This window comes from Corynebacterium sp. HMSC08D02 (assembly GCF_001807505.1).
GTDB classification, from domain to species: Bacteria; Actinomycetota; Actinomycetes; order Mycobacteriales; family Mycobacteriaceae; genus Corynebacterium; species Corynebacterium pseudogenitalium.
In genome coordinates this window covers 58,849-83,174 of sequence record NZ_KV789260.1, presented here as the reverse complement: position 1 = coordinate 83,174, position 24,326 = coordinate 58,849, and the positions used below count along the sequence as shown (strand labels likewise).

The 24,326-nt window shown below is 62.1% G+C and carries 21 protein-coding genes; 13 read left to right on the top strand and 8 right to left on the bottom strand.

What is annotated here, in order from left to right; translation table 11 throughout:
- The first annotated feature begins 23 nt into the window (after window positions 1–23).
- On the top strand, window positions 24–536 hold the full coding sequence (locus tag HMPREF3170_RS12005) for a hypothetical protein (RefSeq protein WP_246814975.1): 513 nt from the start codon (window positions 24–26) through the stop codon (window positions 534–536).
- A gap of 254 nt (window positions 537–790) precedes the next feature.
- On the opposite strand, the gene HMPREF3170_RS11775 is transcribed toward HMPREF3170_RS12005, so the two are convergent.
- The 5 genes from HMPREF3170_RS11775 to HMPREF3170_RS10755 form a co-directional block, all read right to left on the bottom strand.
- Window positions 791–940, bottom strand: coding sequence for a hypothetical protein (locus HMPREF3170_RS11775; protein WP_168161646.1), 150 nt, complete (start codon window positions 938–940; stop codon window positions 791–793).
- A gap of 196 nt (window positions 941–1,136) precedes the next feature.
- Entirely contained in the window at window positions 1,137–1,871 is a 735-nt protein-coding gene (locus tag HMPREF3170_RS10770) for a DNA methyltransferase (protein WP_371327498.1), read from the bottom strand.
- A gap of 1,222 nt (window positions 1,872–3,093) precedes the next feature.
- Window positions 3,094–3,321 carry a three-helix bundle dimerization domain-containing protein gene (locus tag HMPREF3170_RS10765; RefSeq protein WP_070479620.1) on the bottom strand — a complete coding sequence of 76 codons (228 nt, stop codon included), beginning with the start codon at window positions 3,319–3,321 and terminating at the stop codon, window positions 3,094–3,096.
- Window positions 3,322–3,415: 94 nt separating this feature from the next.
- Window positions 3,416–4,450, bottom strand: a complete 1,035-nt coding sequence (locus HMPREF3170_RS11605; protein ID WP_246814974.1) for an MmpA family trehalose lipid delivery protein — start codon at window positions 4,448–4,450, stop codon at window positions 3,416–3,418.
- A gap of 349 nt (window positions 4,451–4,799) precedes the next feature.
- Window positions 4,800–5,462 (bottom strand): porin PorA family protein, encoded by a 663-nt coding sequence (locus HMPREF3170_RS10755; RefSeq protein WP_141742288.1) that lies wholly within the window; start codon window positions 5,460–5,462, stop codon window positions 4,800–4,802.
- Between HMPREF3170_RS10755 and HMPREF3170_RS10750 the strand changes: the two genes are divergently transcribed.
- The 5 genes from HMPREF3170_RS10750 to HMPREF3170_RS10730 all read left to right on the top strand — a co-directional run bounded on the left by HMPREF3170_RS10750 (window position 5,424) and on the right by HMPREF3170_RS10730 (window position 10,110).
- Window positions 5,424–6,566, top strand: a complete 1,143-nt coding sequence (locus tag HMPREF3170_RS10750) for an acyltransferase family protein (RefSeq protein ID WP_083290992.1) — start codon at window positions 5,424–5,426, stop codon at window positions 6,564–6,566. The two genes, HMPREF3170_RS10755 and HMPREF3170_RS10750, sit on opposite strands and share 39 nt — an antisense overlap.
- Window positions 6,567–6,631: 65 nt before the next feature.
- Window positions 6,632–7,816 (top strand): ABC transporter substrate-binding protein, encoded by a 1,185-nt coding sequence (locus HMPREF3170_RS10745; protein WP_070479615.1) that lies wholly within the window; start codon window positions 6,632–6,634, stop codon window positions 7,814–7,816.
- 7 nt (window positions 7,817–7,823) lie between these two features.
- On the top strand, window positions 7,824–8,873 hold the full coding sequence (locus HMPREF3170_RS10740; protein WP_070479613.1) for a FecCD family ABC transporter permease: 1,050 nt from the start codon (window positions 7,824–7,826) through the stop codon (window positions 8,871–8,873).
- A 2-nt stretch (window positions 8,874–8,875) separates the two neighbouring features.
- Complete coding sequence (locus tag HMPREF3170_RS10735; RefSeq protein ID WP_070479612.1) at window positions 8,876–9,601, top strand: ABC transporter ATP-binding protein; 726 nt, start codon at window positions 8,876–8,878, stop codon at window positions 9,599–9,601.
- A gap of 38 nt (window positions 9,602–9,639) precedes the next feature.
- Window positions 9,640–10,110, top strand: coding sequence for a hypothetical protein (locus tag HMPREF3170_RS10730; RefSeq protein ID WP_070479610.1), 471 nt, complete (start codon window positions 9,640–9,642; stop codon window positions 10,108–10,110).
- A gap of 317 nt (window positions 10,111–10,427) precedes the next feature.
- On the opposite strand, the gene HMPREF3170_RS10725 is transcribed toward HMPREF3170_RS10730, so the two are convergent.
- The 3 genes from HMPREF3170_RS10725 to HMPREF3170_RS11420 all read right to left on the bottom strand — a co-directional run bounded on the left by HMPREF3170_RS10725 (window position 10,428) and on the right by HMPREF3170_RS11420 (window position 14,350).
- Window positions 10,428–10,700, bottom strand: a complete 273-nt coding sequence (locus HMPREF3170_RS10725) for a hypothetical protein (protein WP_070361796.1) — start codon at window positions 10,698–10,700, stop codon at window positions 10,428–10,430.
- 532 nt (window positions 10,701–11,232) lie between these two features.
- Complete coding sequence (locus HMPREF3170_RS10720) at window positions 11,233–14,187, bottom strand: alpha-(1->3)-arabinofuranosyltransferase domain-containing protein (RefSeq protein ID WP_070479609.1); 2,955 nt, start codon at window positions 14,185–14,187, stop codon at window positions 11,233–11,235.
- Entirely contained in the window at window positions 14,174–14,350 is a 177-nt protein-coding gene (locus HMPREF3170_RS11420; RefSeq protein WP_071565697.1) for a DUF2613 family protein, read from the bottom strand. The genes HMPREF3170_RS10720 and HMPREF3170_RS11420 overlap by 14 nt, the downstream gene beginning before the upstream one ends.
- On the opposite strand from HMPREF3170_RS11420, the gene HMPREF3170_RS10715 reads away from it, so the two are divergent.
- The 7 genes from HMPREF3170_RS10715 (at window position 14,351) to HMPREF3170_RS10685 (ending at window position 24,237) form a co-directional block, all read left to right on the top strand.
- Window positions 14,351–15,538 (top strand): glycoside hydrolase family 3 N-terminal domain-containing protein, encoded by a 1,188-nt coding sequence (locus HMPREF3170_RS10715; protein ID WP_070479607.1) that lies wholly within the window; start codon window positions 14,351–14,353, stop codon window positions 15,536–15,538. It begins immediately after the preceding gene.
- A 25-nt stretch (window positions 15,539–15,563) separates the two neighbouring features.
- Window positions 15,564–17,210 (top strand): VanW family protein, encoded by a 1,647-nt coding sequence (locus HMPREF3170_RS10710; RefSeq protein ID WP_070479605.1) that lies wholly within the window; start codon window positions 15,564–15,566, stop codon window positions 17,208–17,210.
- Window positions 17,211–18,006: 796 nt separating this feature from the next.
- Window positions 18,007–19,794, top strand: coding sequence for an ABC transporter ATP-binding protein (locus tag HMPREF3170_RS10705; RefSeq protein WP_070361799.1), 1,788 nt, complete (start codon window positions 18,007–18,009; stop codon window positions 19,792–19,794).
- Window positions 19,791–21,539 (top strand): ABC transporter ATP-binding protein, encoded by a 1,749-nt coding sequence (locus HMPREF3170_RS10700; RefSeq protein ID WP_070361800.1) that lies wholly within the window; start codon window positions 19,791–19,793, stop codon window positions 21,537–21,539. Before HMPREF3170_RS10705 ends, HMPREF3170_RS10700 begins: the two co-directional genes overlap by 4 nt.
- A 34-nt stretch (window positions 21,540–21,573) precedes the next feature.
- Complete coding sequence (locus tag HMPREF3170_RS10695; protein WP_070361801.1) at window positions 21,574–22,170, top strand: MptD family putative ECF transporter S component; 597 nt, start codon at window positions 21,574–21,576, stop codon at window positions 22,168–22,170.
- Complete coding sequence (locus tag HMPREF3170_RS10690) at window positions 22,163–22,849, top strand: energy-coupling factor transporter transmembrane component T family protein (protein ID WP_070361802.1); 687 nt, start codon at window positions 22,163–22,165, stop codon at window positions 22,847–22,849. Before HMPREF3170_RS10695 ends, HMPREF3170_RS10690 begins: the two co-directional genes overlap by 8 nt.
- Window positions 22,846–24,237 (top strand): ABC transporter ATP-binding protein, encoded by a 1,392-nt coding sequence (locus HMPREF3170_RS10685; RefSeq protein WP_070361803.1) that lies wholly within the window; start codon window positions 22,846–22,848, stop codon window positions 24,235–24,237. The genes HMPREF3170_RS10690 and HMPREF3170_RS10685 overlap by 4 nt, the downstream gene beginning before the upstream one ends.
- Window positions 24,238–24,326: the final 89 nt, after the last annotated feature.

The following is a 24,326-nucleotide window of genomic DNA, read 5'->3' as shown; positions in this document are numbered from 1 at the left end:
TCGTGGAGAGTAAAATCCCGAGCATGGCTAACAGTGGTTCCCGGGTGACTCCTTCGCCGCGTATCTACCTGGCGTATGTGAAACGTTTATTTCTAGACGACCCTCGCAAGTCTTTACAGGTTTTGGCGGGAGCTAGTTTTGAGGAAAATACGATCCTCGGCTGGATCGAAGAAGGGAAACTGATAAACCATGAAATATGGTACGAGGACATTCCTATCGACAACCTCTCTCACTCTGGAGCTGTGCCAAGTGAAATCCTCGTCCATTTTACCGGATCTTTTATGGACGAAGACTACTGGAATCACGACATTCAATGGTGGGATCCTGTAGGGCGTAAAGCTTTCGTCCCTGAGAGTTTACTCGGAATCGAGCGTCCTCGGCCGGAGCGTGAACAAACATTAGACGAAGACGGTTATTTGGGTGATGACACGTACCTGTGGAGGGTCCCATGCCCGTGGGAGAGTGACTTCTTACTGTCGCCCTTCACAGAACGAAGTAACGTGAACATCAATTACGGCCGTCCTTATTCAGTCTGAGTTTCATTCTGAAAGCTCGTCGGGTGGGGACGACACTGATCAGTGGAACAGCTCACGGCGCTCGGACCCACCATACGCCGTGGAGGGTTATTCGGATTGAAAATAACGTGAGCAGTAGTGTGGTTTGGCGAAAAGGTATTGCGAAAGTGGTGAGCGCTCGGTAGCCTCGGAGGTGACAGCGTGGTTCATTGCCGGACTGTCGCTGCTCTATAAAAAGAGCCCCAACTAGTTGCAGATAGTTGAGGCTCTCGGGCCTAACGACCCATGTGAAGTATCACCGAAATGAACTTCACGGTTACGGTCGCAAGTGTTACGACCTTGACTGCCACATCAAGCCAGCTATGCTTCGTGGCGTCAAGGTCTTTTCCGTTGCGACCGGGTGTATCCAATGAGTGCTTACCCATCTTCTACCTCCCTAACGTCGTAGGGTTGTCCCTCGCCAAACAAGGCACACGGGGCAGCCCACGTCACGCGCGGGCCTACCGCGCACCGACAGAGGGAGTCACGCTCACATCACCGTGTAGGGCCATCAGCGTGAACCGGAATTAACGGTAGCAGTAGTGGGTGGGTGAGCGGAGGACTCTGAAATCATTCCCACGATCACGAGGGGGTATCAGCAAGTTTCCGGGTGGGTGCACTGGTGCTGGCTGCTCGATACTGTTGAACTCGCTTAACTCGTTCTCTTGCCAGAGGCATTTTCTTGAAGTCCTCGGCACTCGCATCACCCAGCCAAAGTCCCCAACGCTTCTTGCCCTGCAAGAATTCGCGAGAACCGACCCAAGGGTGGAGGAAGTTTGAAGCGAACGGTTCTTTGGCAAGATACTCGTCTTTTTCTTCTTCGGTGAAGAGATAGTTTCCATCATCAATTGGTTTGTTGCCGATGCCGATGACAGGTACGTCGCAAAGGGGCCTATTGCGATTCCAGACGAAAATATCCGGCGCGTTGGCCAGGTATGTGTTGAGGCGGCTCGGGTGGAGATCCATCGGGTTTGAGTCTGGCGTCTCGTAGTGGAATAGGCGCGGGGTGACCTTTTGCTTTGAAAAGCTCACGATGACGCAGAAGACATGAGCTTGGTCACTTGCTTCGTTCGCCCAACGGAAGGTGTCGTGCGCGAAGTCAATGTGGAAGCCCAATTGGGTGATTGGGTACCAAATGTTTGCTACCTGTTCGCCTTGGACAACCGAGTTGGTCGATACGAATGCCGTGCGTACGGTGTGGTCGCCCATGTACTCTGCGGCCTTGATGAACCAACCCGCTACGTAGTCGATGTTGCCGACATTCTTCGTTCCCTTTGGAAAGACTGAAGTGCCCCAGGTTTTGTTCCGTCTGAGCAGATGGGAAAATCTGGGGGCACTTCAATTGACTTCCTTCACCCCGTTCACTAGGTGTGAGGAAGTTGAAGGTTGGTGACCGAAGCAATCTTAGATCGCCGAAATTCGGCCTGCGCGATAGCTCGGTAGAAGTTATCATTATTAGCACCACTGCCAATATCTACGGAGGATCTGGAGCACCACATCGTGAAAGAAAAGCTCACAACAGCCCTAGAACCAATCGTCGGTACGTCCTACTCGCTGATGATCGCAGACGTTATTGCTTGGCTGGCCCTATAAAAACATGGACAATATCGAGCATCGCATTTCCCAATTAGAACTTAACCAAGGACGGCTCGCAATCCTACTCAGCTCAGCCCCCGAAGAGCATAAAGCGTGGGATAAAGCGTGCCTATGCCATGACCTCACCTTCGAACAAGAATACAGGGCTCGACAAGAAATCCTAGATTTCCTCAACTCAGAAGCGACTGATAGTAACGAACTACTATCAAAAGTAAGCCACATCGTAGGACATCCCGCAGTAGCTCGCGACCTCGTAAGCGCATTTAAACAACGTGGCACGGCAGCTCAACGATGGAAAGAAATAGACTCGGAAAACCTACTCTGACCATTCAGCTCACTGACTGAATGTTTCACAGAAAGAGCATCAAGTGTTGAACTAGTACTCAACGTTTGATGCTTTTGTCTTTCTGTTTTCCCATATGAGGGCGCTCCACTGGTGAGTGCATCGCTGGAGGGCCTGAAACGTGGTATTACGAACCTGATCAGCCCTTCTATTTGGCAGATTCAACAGCAGAATCATGTATTAGGATGGAGATTTCCATTTTGCAGGGTGGAAAGTACGGAATCCGCTTTTACCCTAGCCATTGGCCTCAACAAGATGGTGGTGAAGTGCCCCGGTTTTTGTTCCTAGGCATGTGCCTTGTTTTCCATTATCCCGTGGTCCTGGGAACTTTCTTTGTGGTCAGTCGTCGCGACCTGGGGAAACACTACGTCGGTCGACTAGAGCAGCTGCAAAACGCAAAATGGTTCCCGAGCTTGGGAACTATTTCAGCGGGCTCGAGCGAGCGAACGACGTGACCTGGGGAAACGCGTTCGGAGGTGAGCTCCGAAACCCCCGAAAACGCGAAAAAGTTCCCGGACGCAGGGCGCGGGAACTTTTTCACATATAGGAGGAAGGGGGATGGGGTGGGACAGAGCGCGTTGAGTATGAGCGAGCCGGAGTTTAGGCGGCTGCGAGGAGGCTGCCTGCGCGCAGGCGGTTGAGCATCTCGGCTTCGACGAGGACGGGGATGAAGTCTTCGACGGTTGCGGTGCTGCAGTGCTCGGCGAGGACGGCGTCGAAGGCGTTGTTGATTTCAGCTTCGCTGAATTGTGGGGTCCAGGCCTCGATGAGGTCGTGGCGGATGTTGCGAAGTACGCGCTTCTGGATGGTGTTGAACTGAATCTGCATGATTACGCTCCTTGTTAAACTCTTGTTTACCTGGAGTTCACTTTAACCTGCCCGCGCAAATGCTGCAACCTTTCCAATAATGGGCGCGCCCCAACTATCTAATACGCCTGGTCAATACCGCAATCAGGGGCGAGACGCACCACAAACCGAACAGTCCGAGGCCAAGCGGCGGCAGCCCGACGGGCGCAGCACCCGTGTTTACCGAGCGGCCATCTGGGTACACCACCACGCCGACGCCCATCGAGGCGGCAAGCCCCACATCCGCGTTAAGGGCGGACCAGCGCGGGGACGGCGGGTCGACTTCCACGTCGCCAATGCGCAGCGCGCCGGACTCGACGACGTTCATGATTTTGGGGGCGGGGTCGACGATGGTGGCGCCGTCGGCGCGTCGGGTGAGGGTGGGGCGGTCGACGAAGAAGACGTCGCGGCCCTGGTCGTCGACGTGCGGGATCGGGAGGGAGGAGGCCGGAACTGGGGTGAGGGCGGAGAGGGCGAAGGGGGCGTCGAGAAGCTGGAGGAGGGCGAAACTGCCCGCGAGCTGGGCGCGAAGCCCCGGCAGGTTGCCGGCGGCGGTGACGTAGGCGGGGATGGCGAGGATGAGGAGTTTGTGGGCGTCGCGAAGGAGGCCGCCGCCGGGAACGTGCTGGATGATGGGGGTGAGCCAGCCTGCCCACGACGCGAGCGCCAGTGCAAACCCGAGGCCCGCCAGCACGAGGAGGCGGCGCGGGACGTGGCGCCACGCCAGGCACAGTACGGCAAAAAGCAATACGCCGAAGATGGCGAAGCCGGAGGCGCGGGAGGCGGGTACGGCGTGGGCGTTCCAGATCCCGCCCAGGCCGAGCAGTGCACCGAGGGTGCCGACGCTCCCCTCCGCACGCGGGGCGAACATGGCGGCGGCCTGCGCCGAGGATGTGCCCTGTCCGCCGCTAAAAGCGGCAACTGCACCGGCGACAATCCAGGGCGCGCAGGTCAGGGCGCTGAACAGCCAGCGCCTGGAGTGGAGGGCGGCCGCGATGGCGCCGGTTGGGGTCAGCGAACACACCCACTGGGCAGCGATGCTGCCGCGCGCGCCAAGTGCCACCAGCGGCAGCAGCCAGGCGGCCACCGCCACCGACCACTGCCCCTGCAACAGGCGCTCGACGACGAACGGGTTCCACACCGCGACCGTGATCGCCGCGAACCGGCCCCAGCCGTTACGCCCGATCCGCCAGCCAGCCCGCGCGGCAGCGGCGGCGGCGCCGACCACGAGCGCGCGCACCGCCAGCACTGGGAAGGGGAGGACAGCGAGCAGCGCGTCCTGGGGGACGTTGCGGGCGGGCAAGTCCCCGAAGCCGAGGGCGGCGCGGGTCAGCGCCATGTCCGGCAGGACGAGCATGTCCCGGTAGGCGAGCGCCTCGCCCGGCGCGAGGAACGGCCAGGTCACGCCGAGGACCAGGGCCGCCGCGTAGGCGAACAGCAGCCAGGAGAGCAGACGCCCCTTAATCACGGCGGCGCCGCACCAGTAGGACGAAGGCGTAGAAGAGCGCGAGCGCGCTCACCAGGCGGGTTACAAACGCCATGACCTGGAGGGATTTGAGGATGTGGACGTCGTGAAGTGCGGCGGAGGCCGCGGTGGCCTTGGACTCGTCGCTGAGCGTGTAGAGGCCCTGCAGCGGGCCGCGCGTGATGGTCCACGACTCGTCGAGGAGGCGGCCGGTGCGGCGCTCGACGTCGATGGTGCGCTCGGCGTGGTACTCGGGCACGTCGATGGTGGCGGTGTACCTGTAGGTTTCCAGGCCCGCGACCCAGCCCGCGCCGAGGTAGTCCAGGGGCACGACGAGGTCCGCAAGCGGGTCGTAGAACGGGTAGGAGCGGCGCTCCGGGTTGTACGGCAGGACGTAGCCGAGGCCCTGGCGCCCGCTGGTGGGGTAGGCGGAGGCCGGGTTGACCTCGAAGGAGTCCTCGGCGATGACGGTGCCCTCGTTGCGGACGGTGGCGGACATGGTCAGCGCCTTCTTCTTCGGGTGCTCCTCCGAGGGACCCTCCGTGATGAGGAGGGTGCGGGTGAGGGCGGAGGGGCCGTCGAAAAGGAGGGTGCTTTCGGTGGGGGCGAGCACCCGCTGGTGGTTGATGATGAGCGGGGACAGGAAGTTCAGCGCCACGCACACCGCGATGATGGCGGCGCAGATGCCCAGGCGCCGTTTGCTTACAATGTCCACATCAGAAACATTAACGTACTCCCGGAACTGGCGGGCCTGCGCGGTATCGCGGCGCTCGGCATTGTGGTGACGCACGTGGCGTTCCAGACGGCCACCGACTCGCCGGTGCTCGCGCGCTTCGACTACTTCGTGGCCGTCTTCTTCGCGCTGTCGGCGTTTTTGCTGGCGCGCGGCGAGCCCCGCCCGGCGCGCGAGTACTACTGGCGTCGCGTCGCCCGCATTGTGCCTGCGTACGTGGTGTCCGTGGCGATCATCGTGGTGACGTTGCCGCCACTGGCGGGGGTGCGCGCCGGCCCGCTTCTGGCCAACCTGACGCTTACGCAGCTCTACGTCCCCGGCGGGCTTATCGACGGCCTCACCCAGCACTGGTCCCTCTGTGTCGAGGTGGCGTTCTACCTGGTCCTGCCCGCCTACCTAGCGTGCGGGCGCCGGGGCCGCGCCGTGGTGTTGGCGGTGGCGGTGGCGGCCGCCCTGGTGTGGCCGCACCTGATCCCCGCCCCCGAGCAGACGCCGGGGGAGCTAAACCTGCAGATCTGGCCGATCTCCTTTGCGCCGTGGTTCGCGGTGGGCCTGCTGTGCGCGGAGGCGGAGCGCGCCGGGCACACGTGGCGGCTGCGGGTGCCGGGGCTGCGCTGGGTGTTCCCGGCGTTGTCGTTGCCGGTCGCGTGGGCGGGCGGGGTGCTGGGCCCTGCGGGGCTGGAGCACCCGAGCGCCGCCGAGTTCAACGTCCGGGTGCTGCTCGGCGCGCTGTTCGCAGCGCTGTGGATCGTGCCGTTCGCGCTCGCGCCGCGCCTGCACGGCACCGCCCTGTGCACCCGCCCGGCGCAACTGCTGGGCCGCTGGTCGTACTCGCTGTTCCTGTGGCACATGGCGGTGCTCTACTTCGTGTTCCCAATCTTGGGGGTAGGGCTTTTCGACGCCCACTTCGTCCCCGCCCTCACCCTGACGGTGCTGTTGAGCCTGGTGGTGAGCTATCTGTCCTACTCGTGGGTGGAGGTGCCGGGGGCGAAGGGGGTGCCCCAACTACGCGCCAGGCTTGTTAGGTAAGGCTTGCCTGATATATTGTTGTTCCGCTCTATTGGAACAAATGTTACTACGGCAAGGAAACCACTGTGAACATCCTGCGTAAAGCAATGACCGGCGCCGTCGCACTGTGCGCGGCCGCCTCACTCGCCGCGTGCTCGGGCGACAGCGCCGACACCACCCCATCCGCCGAGCCGACCCAGGCGGACAAGGCGCTGACCGTCACCGACGTCACCGGCCGCGAAGTCACCTTCGACCACGCGCCGGAGCGCATCGTCCTCGGCGAGGGCCGTGGCGTCTTCGCCACCGCGCTGCTCGGCGGGGACCCCTTCGACCACGTCGTGGCCTACGGCAACGACCTGACCAAGGCCGCCCCGGCGTTCAAGGACAAGGTCTTCGAAATCAGCGAGGGCGCCATGAAGGCGCAGGAGATCGGCAACATCGGCAAGGGTGACGTCTCCCTGGAGACCCTCATGGCGCAGGAGCCGGACGTCGTTGTGATGACGCTCGACCAGAAGAAAGTCGCCGAGGAATCCGGCCTCCTGGAAAAGATGGACCAGACCGGCATGAAGTACGTCTTCACCGACTTCCGCCAGTCCCCACTCGAGCACACCGTCAGCTCCGTGCAGCTGCTCGGCGACCTGCTGGGCAAGTCGGAACGCGCTAAGGAGTACGGCGAGTTCTACGAATCGAAGGTCGAAGAGATCAAGGGTCGGGTCGAAGAGGCCGTCGCAAAGGACGGAGAGAAAGACGGCCTGATCTGGTCCGCCGCGGGCTTCGTTGACTGCTGCAGCACCCCGGGCAAGGCGAACCTCGGCCAGCTGCTCACCGCCGCGGGCGGCAACAACCTGGGCGAACAGCTCATCACCGCCGACTCTAAGCAGTTCAGCGCCGAGAAGATGATCGAGCTGCAGCCCGAAAACCTCATCGTCACCGGCGGTGAGTGGGCGCGCAAGCCCGACCAGCCGGACACCTTCAGCCACGTCGAGCTCGGCTACCAGTCCAGCCCACAGCGCGCCGCCGAAACCCTGAACAACCCGCTGGGCACTCCGGGCCTGGACCTGCTGCAGGCTCCGAAGCAGGGTAAGTACTTCGCCGTCTACCACCAGTTCTACGACAACCCGTACAACGTGTTCGCGCTGGAGGCGTTCGCGAAGTGGCTGCACCCAGAATCCTTCGCTGACATGGACCCGGCGAAGGACTTCGAACAGTTCCACGCCGACTGGCTGCCGTTCGACTACTCCGGCGCGTTCTTCGCCCAGGCACAGCAGTAGGGGAACCATGAACCAGCAAGATCAGGCGATCCGCGCCTACCACCAGCGAGGACGACGCAAACTCATCGCGATTAGCGCGCTGCTGCTCGTCGCGTTCGTCAGCTTCGTCGTTGCCACGGTGGTCGGCCCGATCAACCTCAGCGCCTCCCAGCTTCTCGACGCCCTCCTCCACCCCAACACCGCACCCGAGCAAGCCTCCGTGGTCCTGTGGGACCTGCGCCTGCCGGCCTCGGTGATGGCGCTGCTCATCGGCGCGTCCCTGGGACTTGCGGGCGGGATGATGCAAACCATCCTGGACAACCCGCTCGCGGAGCCGTTCACGCTGGGCATCTCGGCGGCGGCCGCGTTCGGCGCCGCGATGTCGATCGTGCTGGGCATCAACCTGATCGCGCACCCCCAGTTCAACCTGGCGCTCGCCGCTGCGCTGGCCGCCTTGGTGGCGGTGGCCGTCGTCGCCGCAGCAGCCGTGTGGCGCGGCGCCGCCGCCGAAACCATGATCCTGCTCGGCATCGCCCTGTCCTTCTTCTTCCAGGCGCTGCTGTCGCTCATGCAGTACGGCGCAACGCTTGAGGCGCTGCAACAGATCGTCTTCTGGACGCTCGGCTCCATGCAGCGCGCCACCTGGCTCGCCGACGGCATCATCGGCGTCCTCCTTGCCGCCGCAATCCCGTTCGTGGTGTTCAACGCCTGGCGGCTCACCGCCCTCCGACTTGGCGACGCCCGCGCCGCCTCCCTCGGCATCAACGTCTCCCGCCTGCGCGTCACCACCCTGATCGTGGCATCCCTGCTGGCAGCAGCTTCGGTGGCCTTCGCCGGTGTCATCGGCTTCATCGGACTGGTCGGCCCCCACATCGCCCGCATGTTGGTCGGGGAGGACCAGAAGTTCTACCTCCCCGCCTCCGCCGCGGCCGGCGCGCTGCTGCTCACCGCCGCGCACGCCGTCTCCATCACCGTCAAACCAGGCCTGGTGATCCCGATCGGCATCATCACGGCCATCGTCGGCGTCCCATTCTTCGTCTTCCTGATCTTCTCCCGCTACCGCAAGGCAGGCCACTAACCATGATCGTCGCCACAGACCTCAACGTTGCCTACGGACGCACCCCTATCCTCCACGACATGACCTTTCGCCTGGGCACCCCCGGCGCCGTCACCGGCCTCCTCGGCCCCAACGCCACCGGTAAGTCCACCCTGGTCAAAACCATCGCCGGGCTCAAAACCCCCACGTCCGGCACCGTCACCACCACCTGCGAGCCCCACGACGTCGGCTACGTCCCTCAAGACCTCTTAACCAGCGCGTCGCTGACCGCGTTCGAATCCATCGTCGTCGCCGCAAAAGCCGGCGGGGCCGTCACCAACCCACTCGAAGCCACCGCCGCGATGATGGACCGCCTCGGCATCCTCCACATCTCCGACCGGATGGTCTGCCACATGTCCGGTGGCCAGCGCCAACTCGTCGGCGTCGCCCAGATGCTGGTACGCGAACCCCAACTCCTCCTTCTCGACGAGCCCACCTCCGCCCTCGACCTCCACCACCAAGTCAGCCTGCTCACCATCATCCGCAACATCGTCGCCGACACCGAACGCCAAGCCGTCGTCGCGATCCACGACCTCAACCTCGCCGCCCGCTACTGCGACGAACTCCTCGTCATGAAAGCCGGGCGCGTGGTCACGCACGGCGAGCCCCTCGACGTACTCACCCCCGAACTCCTCCAAGAGGTCTACGGCATCGAAGCCCGCGTCCTCTACGACCCGGTCTCCGGTGCGCCTGTCATCTGCCCTGCGTAGACGCCCAAACAAGCTATGATGCGTGTTAAGGAGCGAAAATGTCTGGAGTACTTTCTAAACTTGGTATCAACGCAGGGCTGAACGCACAAAATGTACATTTGGTCGGCGCTATTTTAGCGGTGGTGGCGATAGTCGGAAGCGCCATCGGAATAGTCTCAGCCACCCCTGTCGGCGACGAACTCAGCAGCGCAATGGGGATCGTCCACAAAACACGACAACAACCCTCCGACGTGGAGGCGCGCAACGATCTCAAAAATGAGCGTCAAGTCAAATGGTCGGGCTATCAAGTAATCAGCCCCACACAAATACGTGTGTTCTTCCCCGCCGGAACCGAAACTTGCTACGGATACCGCGTGGAGACATCCGAGACCGCGACATCAGTAAAAGTTAGAGTGTACGAAGGGAATATTCCAGGATCGCCTGATAAGTGCATCCTGATCGGTCGCCCGGCCTCCATGAAGGTGACGCTGCAGTCGCCACTAGGGGCTCGCTTGCTTCAGAACTGGTAGATCACATGCTTGGTGTGTGAGAGTTTTCCGGCGTTTCTTTTGACCCGTGCCCTCATGGGCACGGGTCAAATTACGTGTGGAGCTCAATAAATTTCGGATTCACCTCGCGTACCCCACGCCGTCGTCTGACCTGTGTGGTCGGGCGGTTTTTGTTCCGGTCGAGGTGTTAAAAGCGTGCGATGCTGGTCGCCGGAAATCAGCCGGGCTGGTTGAAAGTGCGCGACCTGCATCGCACGCTTCTAAGCGCACGCTTTGAGCATCGTTGGGGCTTGATGGACTGAAAACGCGGTAAAGCTATCGCCTGCAACTCGAAGAATTCAGGCTGATTCACCCTTCTGCCAAGCAACGATTGCTTCAGAAAAAGAGAGATCTGGATTCTTCTCCCGATAGCTCTTTAACTCTGCTGCCGAAGGGATTGGCAGATCAGAAGCAATAACATCATCGAGTGCTGAGCGCCGATTATGCGACCGCAACCCCCACACGCCAATCGCCGCGACTACCGTCGCAAGCAGAAACTGGCCGGAAAGAAGCCCCAGTACCGCCGCGAATAGAGCCAAATATGATCCAATGATCGTCAGTTTCTCAGACATAACGACACCTTTCGCAATATCTCGGGCGTGCTATCTACTCAAAGCACTGGTCTTTGATTCCTGCAATTTTTGTCAGCTCTGCTGTGAGCACCGACTGCGATCATTCTAGTGATTGCTGCCGCACATCGCAGAGCGCTTGTAGATGGAGTGGCGTGCTGTCACCCGATTTTGTTCCGGTCGAGGTGTTAAAGGAGTGCGATGCTGGTCGCTGGAAATCGGTCGGGCCGGACGAGAATGCGCGACCTGCATCGCTCGCTTCTAAGCGCACGCTTTAAACGGTTTTGGGGTGCGATGATCGGCCGGGTGTGCACCAAATTCCTGCATGAGGTTCGCGCGACCTGGAGGGGTTACAAACGCGCTCGCCGAAAATCCGGAATCTGGTGCGAAGAAGCAGTGGGCTCGGGAACTTTCTTCGTAGACAGACGACGCGACCTGGGGAAACACAAGTGTTAGTCGACCGGAACCGGCCTCAAACGCGAAATGGTTCCCAGGCGCGGGGGACTTTTTCAGCAGGCGGCCGGGCAACCAAAATCTAGTCCGGCCAGGCGAGGCAGGCCACCGCGACGCACCCGGCCACGAGCATGAGGGCGGCGTCGCCGGCGTACCCGGCGGAAGGCCAGGGCGCGCGTGCCAGCCACAGTCCCATCACGGTGATGGCGCCGGCGGCAATGTAGCGTCTGGCCAGGAGGGTAAAGCGGCGCACCGCCCAGACTCCGATGGCGCTGACGATCCCGAGTACCGGGTTGATGCACAGCGCGGCTGCCAGCGGCAACGCTGCCACCATCCTGCCGGGGATGGGGCGGGCCGGAGTGCCAACAAACCGGCGTCGACACGCGAACCACAGCAACACCAGCGCGGTGACCAGGCTGAGCGCCGCCCCGCCGAATAGGCTGAGGCGGTAGGGGCGCTCGCCTGCGAAGGAGAACGTGAGGGTGCCGCCGTGGCGGGCGGGGATGTGGAAGGCGAGTTGGCCGGCGTCGATGCGTTGGGGGGTGAGTGGTTCGCCGTCGAGGCTGGCCTGCAGGCCCGGGTTGAACGCGCGGGTGGTGATGAGCAGGCGGTCCTGGTCGGCGGGCACAACTGCGCCACCAATAACCGGCTCCCAAGAAACAGCAGGCGCAGGCCCGCGCCGCAGCGTGATCGTTTCGGCGTCCGTGACCAATTCGTGGCGCCCGGCGGGAAGGAAGACGGTGTTGGTGGCGGAGGAGCCGTCGATAAGGGCGGGGGAGGAGAGGTGCCATTCGGCGTCTTCGGCGGTGGTGAAGGCGCGCTGCAGTGTGGTGGTTTCGGGCATGAGGCGTTGGAAGAAGTAGGTGTCGGCTGTGCCGGGGACGTCGACGATGCGGTGGATGCCGGCGTCGATTTCGGTGATGCCGACGGGTTCGGTGAGCGTGAGGGTGGTTTCGCCGCGTACGCTGATGGTGCGGGGTTGGTCGGCGACGAGGCTGAGCGTGCGCTCGCCGGAAGCGTCCGTGACCTGCACTTTTGTGTTGGCGGTGGCGGTGATGGTGGCGGTGTCGGCGTTGGGGGTGAAGCGTAGCCACGGGTGGGGGTCTTGGGCGGCGGGCCACCAGGCGGTGTCGTCGAGGCCGTCGAATGCGGCGGTCAGTGACCGGGAGGCGCGGGCGCCGCCGAAGGCGGTGGCGTCGGCGGCGGAGGAAGAAGCTGAAGCGCTGCCTGCCATGGCTACGCCGACGGGTGTGCCCGCAGACGGGTAGTCTGGCACCCGGTTGCGCACGTCTTTGCCCTCCGAAGCGGTGGCCAGGTGCGCGGACTGCGCGCGCTGCACGGCGCCGTAGTTGCGCACCGCCAGCGCCGGGGTATCGGTCACGATGTCCGCATCGCCGCTGGTCAGGGTGGCGGGGAAGTAGCCGAACTCGCGCCACAACAGGGGCAGGGCCTCGCCGCCGGCGTCGACGCGGACGGGGGTGGCGCTGGTCAGCATCATGTCGCGCGTGGGCTCCAGCGCATAGATATCGACGTCCCCGAAGCGCACGGTCGGCTCGCCAAGATTAGGCACGCTTGTCGACGCCACCGCCTCCTCCAAATCGTGCCGGACCACGACGACGCCCACCCCGATGGCGCGCAGCGCCTCCGAGTCCACGGCGCGCACCTGGCCGTCCATCCCGCGGATTGCCTCCGGGTCGACGAGGGGGATGGCGTCGCGCACGGCGAAGCGCGCCTGACTGAGCGCCTGGATGGGTTCGTCGCGCGTCCAGCCCCAGGTCTGGCGGGCGAAGGGGGCGGCGGGGACGACGAGCGTGCGGGTGCCGGTGGCGTGTTCGTCGAGCCAGCGGGCCGCCGCGACCCAATCTTTGGACGGTTCCTGCCAGGTGCCTTGCGGAAGGAGGCGCAGCGACCACGCCGGGGATACCGCGACCGCCACCAGCGTGACGGCGCCGACCAGCTGCGGGGTGCGCGCCCGGGACACTACCCACCCGGCTCCCAACACCAGGGGGAGGCGGACCAACGGGTCGAACTTGTGCAGGTTGCGGAAGGCGGCGAGGGGGGCGTCGAAAAGTGAAGGGTGGGCATGCGCGAAACACAGCATGCCGACGCCCACCGCGAAGACCGCGACGAGCGGGCCGCGGGCGGGTATGTCGCGCCGGGCCAGCCCCGCGATGCCGAGTGCCGCCACACCCGCCGTGAGCAGCACGAATACGGGTTCGGTGACCAGGAGGTGCCCGGCGGCGCGCTCGGCGTCGACGAACGGGGTCCAGCTGGTGGTGCCGCGCAGGACCTCGATCGGGTTGAGCCAGGCAGTGGTCACTGAGGCGGACTCAATAAAGTCGGTGAACGGTGGGGAATAGCGGCCGAGGACCACGAGCGGGCCGAGCCACCACGCGTTGACCAGCACCGCGCCCACCGGCCACAGCGCGGCGGCGCGCCACTGGCGCTGCGCGCACAGCACGAGCAGGGCGGGCAGGCAGGCGGCGATGGTGGCCGTCGCGTTGACCGCGCCCATGCACGCCACCGGCAGCAGCGCGGCGGCAAGGCGAGGCCCCCGGCGCTGGGCCCCCAGCAGCGGCAGCAGCGTCCACGGCACCAATGCCACAGGCCACGCCTCCGAAGAAATGGCGGTCAGCGTGGTGAGGATGCGCGGGCTGAACGCGTAGAGCGCCCCGGCCACCGCCGGGCCCGCCACCCCGCGCATGCCCATCCGCCTGGCTAGCGCGTACGTCCCGGAGAACGCCAGGCCGACCAGGAGCGTCCACCAGCAGCGCTGCAGCACCCACGCGGGCAGCGGCAGCAGGAAAAACGCGCCCTGGGGGAAGAGGTAGCCGTACGCCTGGTTCTGCAGCTGCCCGAGCGTGAAGCGGTCCGTGTAGGCGTGCATCGCCTGCGCGAGGAACCCGGCAGGGTTGGTGGTGAGGTCGAACTTGGTATCGGCGGCGATCTGCCCCGGCGCCTGCGCCCACACAATCAGCACGATGATTGCCCACGCGACCAGGTGGGGAGTGAGGCTGCGGAGTTTAGCGCGCGCCATATTCCGGGCCGCCAAGCACGGCCTCGTCTGCCGGGACGGCGTTGGACACCGGCACGGAATTCTGCCCGGAGAACGCCGCTACCCCAATCACGCCCACCACGCCGAGCACAACACCGACGACGGCGCTAGCCACAACGGAAGGCAAGGTAGTACGGTTTGACATGTGCAAAAGCGTACCAGACGTGTATGGGGGTCCGCCGCGGCGACGGCGGGGCTCGTCGTCGTGCTTGCCGGGTGCGCGCCCGAGCCAGCCCCACAACCCGTGACGACGCCCGCTCCGCTCCACAACCACATCCCACTCCTGCCCACCGACACGGTGCCAATTACCGAGATTGTCCCCAAAACGCCTGCTCAGCAGCGCGTCCCGGAGGACCTGCGGGCGCGCGTCGCATCCCTCATGGTCGTTGGTGTGAAGAACTACGACCAGGCCCGCGCGGCCCTCGACCAGGGCGTCGGCGGGCTCATCATCCCCAGCTGGGCCGACCCCAAGCTTCTCGATGACCCCGGCCGCGACATCAATGCGCTGCGCGAGCAGTACCCGCGCGGGTTCACCGTCGCCATCGATTTCGAGGGCGGTCGCGTCCAACGCCACACCGACATCCTGGGGGACTTCCCCGCGCCGGGCCGCCTCGCCACCGGGACGCCCGCGGTGATCCAGGGCACCGGCTACGACATCGGCCGCTCGCTTCGCGCCCACGGCATCAATGTGGACTACGCCCCGGTCGTCGACATCGATGCCGCCGACCTGGCCATCATCGGGGACCGCGCCTTCCACCGCGACCCCGCCGAGGTCGCCCGCATCGCCGGGCTCTTCTCCCAAGGCCTTCTCGACTCCGGCGTCACCCCCACCTTCAAACACTTCCCGGGGCACGGCCGCGCCTCAGGCGACACCCACAAGAAGCTCGCCACTACGCCCCCAATCGGGGACCTGCACGCCTTCGACCTGGTCCCCTACGGCGAGCTCCTGCAGCGCTTCCCGCGCGCCAGCGTCATGGTCGGCCACATGATCGTGCCCGGCCTCGGCGCCGAGGGCGTGCCCAGCAGCCTCAACCCGGAGGCCTACCGCATCCTGCGCGAAGGCGACTACCCCGGCGGTGTCCCCTTCGAAGGCGTCGCCGTTACCGACGACCTTTCCGGCATGCGCGGCATCCTCGAATACGCCCCCACACCCGACGCAGTCCGCCTCGCCATCAGCGCAGGTGCCGACCAAGCCCTCTGGTCCTCCGGCCACGACATCGCGCGGATCATCGATGGTGTCGTAGCGGGCGTCGAAAAGGGAGAAATCCCCGAATCCCGCATCGACGAAGCCGCGACCCGCGTGCAACAACAACTCATTGACGTTGGGTTATAGCCCAAACTCTATTACCCTGGGGCGGGTGAATAGGGCAACAAAGATCTTCATCGGCTTCTCCGTGGGCGTGCTCGCGGTGCTGCTGGCCATCTACCTCGCCGACCTGGCGCTCAACCGCGGCCACGTGCCGCGCGGCACCACCGTCGGCGGCGTCGCCATCGGCGGACTCACCCCGCAGGAAGCAGAAGCCGAGCTCAAAGCCCAGCTTGGCGACGCCCCCTCACGCCCCATCACCGTCACCTCCGGGCCCGAGCGCGCCGAAGTGGTGCCGCAGCGCGCCGGGCTCGGCATCGACTACTTGGCGACCGTGGAGGCGGCCGGGCTGCAGTCCGCAAGCCCGATTGAGCGCCTCAGCGGCCTGATCCGCGAGCACGAAGTGGCCGTCGTCCCCAGCGTCGACGACTCGAAACTCGCCCCAGAAATCACCCGCCTGCAAAAAGAACTGCACCGCGACCCCGTCAACGCCGCCATCACCCTCGAAGGCGGCACCGCCCGCGAACGCACCCCCGAGGACGGCCAGGACGTGCCCGCCGACGCGCTGCGCACCCAGCTGACCGCCCACTGGCTCAACCCAGACGGCGTCACCGTTGAGCCGCAACCAATAGCGCCGCGCATCGGCGCTCCTGCTCTCAAGGAAGCGATGGACGGCCCGGTCCACCGCGCCCTCTCCGGGCCACTCACCGTCAACGGCCGCGAAGACGTCACAGCAGTGATCCCCAAGGAACGCATCGGCGAAATCCTCCACTTCGATGAGGGGCTGAAACCCGTCGTCGACTACAAAGCAGCCGGCGCGATCCTCGGCGAGCAGCTGCAAGAGTCCGAGGTAGAGGCCAAAAACGCACGCGTCTTGACCAGCGGCGGCATCGAGCCCTCCGTCGACGGCATCAACGTTGACTGGGACGCCACCTTCAAAGGTTTCGACGACCGCCTCCTCCACGACGCCGACCGCACCTGGGACGCCACCTACAAAGACGTCCCCGCCACCTTCACCACCGCCGACGCCGAACAAGCAACCTTCAACGACACCGTCGGCACCTTCACCACCGGCGGCTTTTCCGGCGCCTCCGGCGAGAACATCCGCATCGTTGCCAACACCGTCAACGGCGCCATCGTCAACCCTGGCGAAACGTTCTCCCTCAACGGCTACACCGGCCCCCGCGGCACCGCCCAGGGTTACGTCGAATCCGGCATCATCATCAATGGCCGCGGCGGCACCGCCGTCGGCGGCGGCATCTCCCAGTTCGCCACCACCCTCTACAACGCCGCCTACTTCGCCGGCATGACCGACGTCGCCTCCACCCCGCACTCCTACTACATTTCCCGCTACCCTGCCGGGCGCGAAGCTACCGTCTACGAAGGCGCCATCGACCTCGCCTTCCGCAACGACAGCAACCACCCCGTCAAAATCGTCACCAACTACGGTGGCGGCAACATCACCGTCAGCCTCCTCGGTGTCAAGACCGTCAACGTGCAGTCCATCAACGGCGGGCGCTGGGCCTATACCCAGCCGCAACCCCGCACCGTCACCGGCCCCGACTGCGCCCCATCCGGCGGCGCCCCCGGCTTCACCACCTCCGACACCCGCGTGATCACCGACCTCGCCGGCAACGAACTCAGCCGCGAAACCACCACCACGGTCTACGACCCGCAGCCCATCGTCCGCTGCGGGTAGGGTCTCTGTTCTTGGCTTCTTCCCTTTCGCTCCAGTGACAAAAGACGCACCTCTTGACGTCTAGCCCTTTTACGGCCTGCGGTTATGGCGACCAAATTTTTCCGGGTTGCGTCTTTTGCCACTCGCGTCTCCGCCCACCTCAAAAACGGCAAACGTAAACACCCCTGCAAAAGGGGTGTTAGTGGAGGCTTAGACGTCGAAAATGATAAAAGCCGCATGAGCCACTAAACCCCTGTTGAGCTGGGATTTAGCTGTTTTTGAGACTGCTCGCTACTTCGCTGGAGGTTCGGCGATCCGGCAGTCATCGCTGTAACGCCCACTGGGGGTGGCGTCCGTTTGAAGCCAAGGGGATCTGCGGGTGGGCTTGCGTTAGCGGGTATCTGGTTAGGGGGTGTCATCGCTTTCAGCTAGTGGTTGGAGGGCACGGAGTGTTTCAATACCGGCTTGATTGAGCGTTTCGAGAATTAACTCTGTGAGTGTTTCGTACTCTTGAGCAGTAGATGGACTTGCTTCAGGTTCGTGTTGGACAGTCCTGAAGTGCTTGATCGGTGCGAACCCATTTCGCGGGCGCAGCAAACTTCCAGCCCAAGAGCCTTCGTTCTTACAGATGTAGAGTGGAGCGCACTCATTGACCATGTCATTGTAGACGAGGATACGATCCGGTTGGTATTCCGCACCGGTGAACAGGTAAGCATGGCCTTGAAAGGGTGATGCTCGTATCGGTTGATGTGCACGGTTAGGTACACCTCCCAGAAAGCGAGTAAGGTTAGACTTACCTAATAAGGATGGTGTTTACGTGAACGATAGTGTAACGGATCAGGTTGTTGACGGTGAGTATGGGTCCGCGAAGGAAAAATCTGTCGCTGGCCAGAACGCGATCCGTCAGCTATCGCAGCCGGTGAAAGGCAAACTGTTTATCGCGCAGGTTTTGGCTTTTCTCTCAGGCGTGTTGGCTATTGCCCCGTATGTGGCTCTGGTGGAGCTTGGCAGAGAACTTATGCAAGACCAGGTGGACCCGGCGCGGGTGAACTGGATCGTCATGCTCCTCGTCAGCGCATACATGGCCCGGTTGACCTTATATTTTGTTGCATTGGGCGTGACGCATTTTATTGACCTGTCGTTGCGTAATCAGATGCGTCGGCAAATTGCCGCCCGAATGTCGACTGCTCCGCTGTCGTGGTTTACCCGCGAGGGTGAGGGGAAGATCCGCAAGACCATTCAGGATGATACGGCCACGGTGCATACAGTGATCGCGCACGGGCCGATTGAGAAACTGAACGCGATCGTATCCCCGCTCGCCTTGTTGGTGTATGCGTTTGTGGTGGATTGGCGGCTCGCTCTGCTGTCGATTGCGACGATTCCGATTTATGTGGGCATGTATGGCATGTCGATGCGTGGGATGAATGAGAAGACCGCACAAATGGACACCAAGCTCGCTCAGGTTTCGGCAACGATGGCCGAGTTCGTTGCCGGTATCTCAGTGGTGAAAGCATTCGGCAAGGTCGGCCAAGCACATAAAGCCTATTTAGATGCGGCTAACGAGTTTTCTAAGTTCTACCGGGCGTGGTGTATGCCGCTGGTGTCGATGTCGGTCGCCTCATTTTCGTGGGTGTCGATCCCGGTGTTGTTGATCGTGAACCTTGGCGGTGGCGCGTTGATGATGAACGCCGGTTGGGTGAGCATCTACGAGGTGATAACGACGACGTTGATCGCCTTGGTGCTGCCGGGAGCGTTGATGGCAGTCGCAACCATCGCCTGGTCGTACCAGCTCGCAGGGTCTGCGGCAGTGAGGCTGGTGAACGTCATGGAGCTACCAGCGTTGAGTCAGCCCGATGCGCCACAGACACCACACGGTCATGATATCGAGATTCGGGGTGTGTCGTATGCCTATGACGACACCCAGGCATTAGACGAGGTGAGCCTGAGCATTCCGGCAGGCACGGTGACCGCGCTGGTTGGCCCGTCGGGTGCGGGGAAGTCGACGTTGGCGAGTTTAATTGCCCGCTTCGATGACCCGGACGCTGGCACGATCACTATCGGCGGGGTTGATCTAAAGAGCATTTCCCAGGATTTGTTGTATTCGACGGTCGCGTTCGTCTTGCAAGATGCACAGCTTATTCGCGACACCATCCACAACAACATTGCCCTGGGCGCGCCAGACGCAACCTTGGATCAGGTGCGACAGGCGGCGAGAGCCGCGCAGATCGACGAGTTCATCATGAGCCTGCCAGATGGTTACGACACCGTGTTGGGGGAGGACACCCACGTTTCGGGCGGGCAGGCAGCCCGTATCGCGATCGCCCGGGCGCTCATGGTTGATGCCCCAGTGTTGGTGCTGGACGAGGCGACGGCGATGGCGGACCCGGAATCGGAATCGAAAATTCAACAAGCTCTCTCGACTCTTGCCAAAGGCAGAACCGTGATTGTGATCGCCCACCGGTTGGCGTCGATCAGGGGCGCGGATCAGATTGTCGTCATGGAACGCGGGCGCATTGCTGTGGTCGGTAAACACGACGAGCTGTTGGGTAATGCGCACTATCAGGCACTTCTTGCCCAAGGTGCATGTGAGGAGATGACACGATGAATCAACTATTGCTGCCACGCTTTAAGCGTTTGATGGAACCCGCCTCGTGGCGTGACCTCTCGGTCGGTCAAGCGTGGGGTGCGGTCTCAGGACTGTGTCACGGCTTTGCCCTGCTGATTCTGCTTCCCGCAGCAAGTGCCCTAGCGACCGGAATGCCGGTGTGGGGGTTATCGTTTTGGGGCTGGCTCATCGCCTTGGCGGTGATCTCGGTAGCGGGTGTAGGCACCGAGTTTTATGGCATGCGCACCGGCTATATTGGCGCGCTCGGGTTCATTCACGACGTCCACCACGCAATAGGTAACAAAGTAGCCCGCCTACCGTTGGGAGTGTTCGATTCGGGTAGCTCTGGCCGACTGTCGCGCATGGTCACCCAGGAAATGATGAACTTGGGCGAGTCGGCGGCGCACTTCATTTTCTCCCTCGTCCAAAAACTCTCAGCCGTGCTGGTGATCACTGTGGGAACCTGGTTCTGGGATTGGCGGCTGGGACTGACCTTGACGATCGCGTTCCCGATCATGCTCGCATTCCTCCATATCTCCCGCGTGCTTCTTGATAAAGGTAAGCAGGTTTCCGAACCAGCTGAGTCAGAATTGGCGGCTCGCATGGTCGAATTCGCCACCTGCCAAGGCGCGCTGCGCTCCTGCCATGTCGCCGACGACTACCCGGCCCTTGATCGGGCATTCAAACAGGCTGACCGCAAAAGCCGCAAAGCATTGTGGATCGAAACATTAGCGAACCTGATTAATGGAATGTTCGTCCAAGCCCTTGTCGTGATAATGATCTGGCTGACCGCCCAACTCGCCCTCGGCGGGCAAATGAATGCGCTGAACGCCGTGGTCACAATCGGCATGTGCCTGCGGTTCACCACCATGCTCCAAGACATCGGTGGCTGCATGACCGGGCTGGAAGAACGCCGCCAGCAGATGAACCACGTCGACAAGGTCATGGATGCCCCCGAACTGTCCGAACCCGATGCCTCTACACCAGCGAGGGCACCTGGTGATGTTCGTTTCGAGGACGTCACCTTCAGCTACGATCCGGACACCCCGGTGCTGCACGATATGTCCTTCCATGTCCCGCAAGGCGGCATGTGTGCCCTGGTTGGTCCATCTGGGTGCGGGAAGACGACGATCGCCCGGATGGTTGCACGTTTCTGGGATGTGCAGTCCGGCAGCGTGCGCGTTGGCGGAGTGGACGTGCGCGAGCAGACCACCGAAGATTTGATGCGCCAGATATCTCTGGTCTTCCAAGACGTCTACTTATTCAACGACACTCTCGAAGCCAACATTCGCCTTGGCAATCCCGAAGCTACTGATGAAGAAATCAGGTGGGCCGCTGAGCTGTCGGGCGTGACGGAAATTGTCAACCGCCTCCCAGACGGCTGGAATTCATTGGCGGGTGCTGGCGGGCGTGCACTGTCAGGTGGGGAACGCCAACGAGTGTCCATCGCTCGCGCCTTGGTGAAGAAAGCCCCGATCGTGCTGTTCGATGAGGCCACCAGCGCGTTGGACGCGGAAAATGAAGCCAACATTGTTGCGGCGATGAACGAGCTGCGTAAGCACTCCACACTAATTGTCATCGCCCACAAACTTGAAACCATTCGCCAAGCTGACCAAATCATTGTGCTCTCCCACGATGGGCGTATCGCCCAGCGCGGGTGCCACGACGAGCTGGTCAACCAGCCGGGTCAATACCGCGATTTCTGGCAAGAACGCATCAACGCAGCTGGATGGCAACTCGTCTAAACACAGCACGTATAAGCACATGAAAGGAAAAACTATGTCTACGCCTACATCCTCGCGCCTCAACACGCGCGACTTCATCAACATTGGCGTCTTCACCGCCTTGATGTTCGTCATCGTGTTTGCATTCGGAATGCTCGGGTTCATCCCCGCCGCCATGTATGCCGGCTTCTTGCTTTCTATTCTCGTTAACGGCATCGTCTTTGCGCTGTTCACAGCACGCACTCCGAAGATGGGGGCATTGACAATCATGCTGATTATCATCGAAATCCTCTTCTTCGTGACCGGCCACTGGGTAGGGGGAATCGCGGTGGCCGCTGTATTCGGCCTGCTCGCCGACCTAGTCATTACCAAGGGGCCGAAGAGCGTGAAGGTTCGCGTTCCGCTGGCATACGCACTGTTTATTCTGCCGATCTATGTTTCCCCGTGGATGCCGCTATTTATGGACCAAGACGCATATATGTCGCAGATCGCCGAACAAATGGGCGCCGAGTATGCCGCGAAGATGGCGCAGGTTGTCACGATTCCGATTCTGTTGGGCTTCTTCGTTGTGATGCTCATCGTGGGCTGGCTTGCTGGTCTGTTGGGAACCAGGGTGGCGCGTAAGCACTTTGAACGGGCCGGTCTTGTCTAAACTTCCCGACCCGCGCACGATTATCGTAGCGCTCGTCATCGTCTCCACCACGATCTACAGTGCCTACTCGCCGTGGTTCGTGTGTGCTCTGGGCGGATTCGCCGCCGTGATGCTGGCGAGCGCTGCGATCAACCCCAACACGCTCGTGCGCCCGAGCTGGGTGGCCGTCTACCTGGCCACGTTTGCGGTCCTCGGCGGGCTCGTCTTCGTGATACCACTGGTGTGGAAGTCAACGGTCAGCGCGTTCCTCATGCTGTTTTTGCAGTGGATGTGGCGATTCAGTGTCAGCGCAGGCATGGGCGCATACGCGATCGGTGTAATCCGACCCGCCACCTTGCAAAAAGCACTCGTCAGCTCACGGATCCCGACCTGTTTCACGATCCCAATCTCGGTTGCCTTACGGGTGCTGCCCGTGATCGGCCACGAGGTTAAAGCGATCTCAGATGCGATGAAACTACGCGGCATGTCTGCGTTTTCCCTGCGCGCGGCCCAGTACTTCACAATCCCGCTGCTATCGACCGTGGTACGCAGCGGGGACGAACTGGCATCTGCTGCCCTCGTGCGAGGACTGGGCGGAACCGCAAAGCCCACCTCAGTCACGGTCGTGAAATTCCGTGTGATCGACGCAGTCATTCTGCTCGTCGTTATCGGCTTCGCGATATGGAGAATCGTCCTATGACAATAACCCAAGCCACCGGCGTCACCTTCACCTATCGAGGAGCAGACCACCCCTCAATCACTGACGCAACCATCACCATCACACCTGGAACCGTCACCTTGCTGTGTGGCGCATCGGGATCGGGGAAAACCACCGCGCTACGGCTGTTTAACGGGCTCATCCCGCACTTTCACGACGGCGACCTTACCGGAAGCGTCACAGTCGACGACATTGACGTGGCACGAGTAGATCTATCAGAGCTTGCCCACCACTGTTCGACAGTGTTTCAAAACCCACGCACCCAGTTCTACACCACTCACGTGCGCCAAGAACTCGCCTTCGGCCCAGAAAATCTCGGCCGCGCCCCGCAGGAGATCTGTGCCCGCATTGACGAGGTTGCAGCCGAGTTAGGTATCGCCGACCTGTTGGAATCCCGCGTCACACAGCTGTCGGGCGGGCAGATGCAACGCGTGGCCTGCGCCGTCGCCATGTGCAACAACACGTCGCTGATCGTCTTTGACGAGCCGACCGCGAACCTATCAGCTGATCTTATCGGCCAACTCGCCACACTCATCGCCAGGCTCAAAGCTGATGGACACACGATCATCATTGCTGAACACCGGCTAAGTTTTCTTTCCGGGATCGCTGACCGTGTCTACTGCTTCGACAAAGGCAAGATCGCCCTCACCGCAACCGGCGAAGAGTTCTACGCTACCTCGGATGAGGAGCGCAAACAGCTTGGACTGCGATCCCTAGTGACTGTGTCTATGCCACAACTTCCGGAACCGGCAGGGGAGGGGCTCACGATCGACAACCTCACCTTCGCCTACCGGCAGGGGAAAACGGTTCTCAACGTCGACCATGCGCTCTTTCCGGCAGGGAAAATCACAGCGCTCCTCGGCCCGTGCGGTTCAGGGAAATCAACCCTGGCACGCATTGTTTGCGGACTAGAAAAAGCCAAACACGCATCCATCATACTCAATGGACAAAAATTCCCCAGCCGTGACGCCTACCTTGTGATGCAAGACCCTACCCGACAGTTGTTCTCAGATACCGTCATCGACGAAGTCACGCTCGGCACGACCAAAGCCGAAAAGCAACACATCGATGCCCACGCGATCCTTGAAGAACTCGACCTTGCCGACCACGAGGCTGACCATCCCCAAGCACTCTCTGGCGGGCAGCGCCAACGCCTGGTTATTGCTACAGCGCTTGCTGCGAACAAGAAAGTTTACATCTTCGACGAACCCACGTCCGGTGTTGGCTACAAGCACCTTGTCGCGATTTCCCGAGTAATGCGTAAACTCGCTGACACTGGTGCCGTCGTCATTGTCATCACCCACGACGCTGAACTCGTTACCGAGGTCGCCGACCATAGCGTCCGCCTTGACCAGATCAACGCCTGCTAACGCAAACGCTCGCTCAGCCGAAAGAGAGGAAAGCGCTTCCGCAGGTCAGAGCTAATGCGCTATACACTCGCTAACGCAAGCGATTTTCT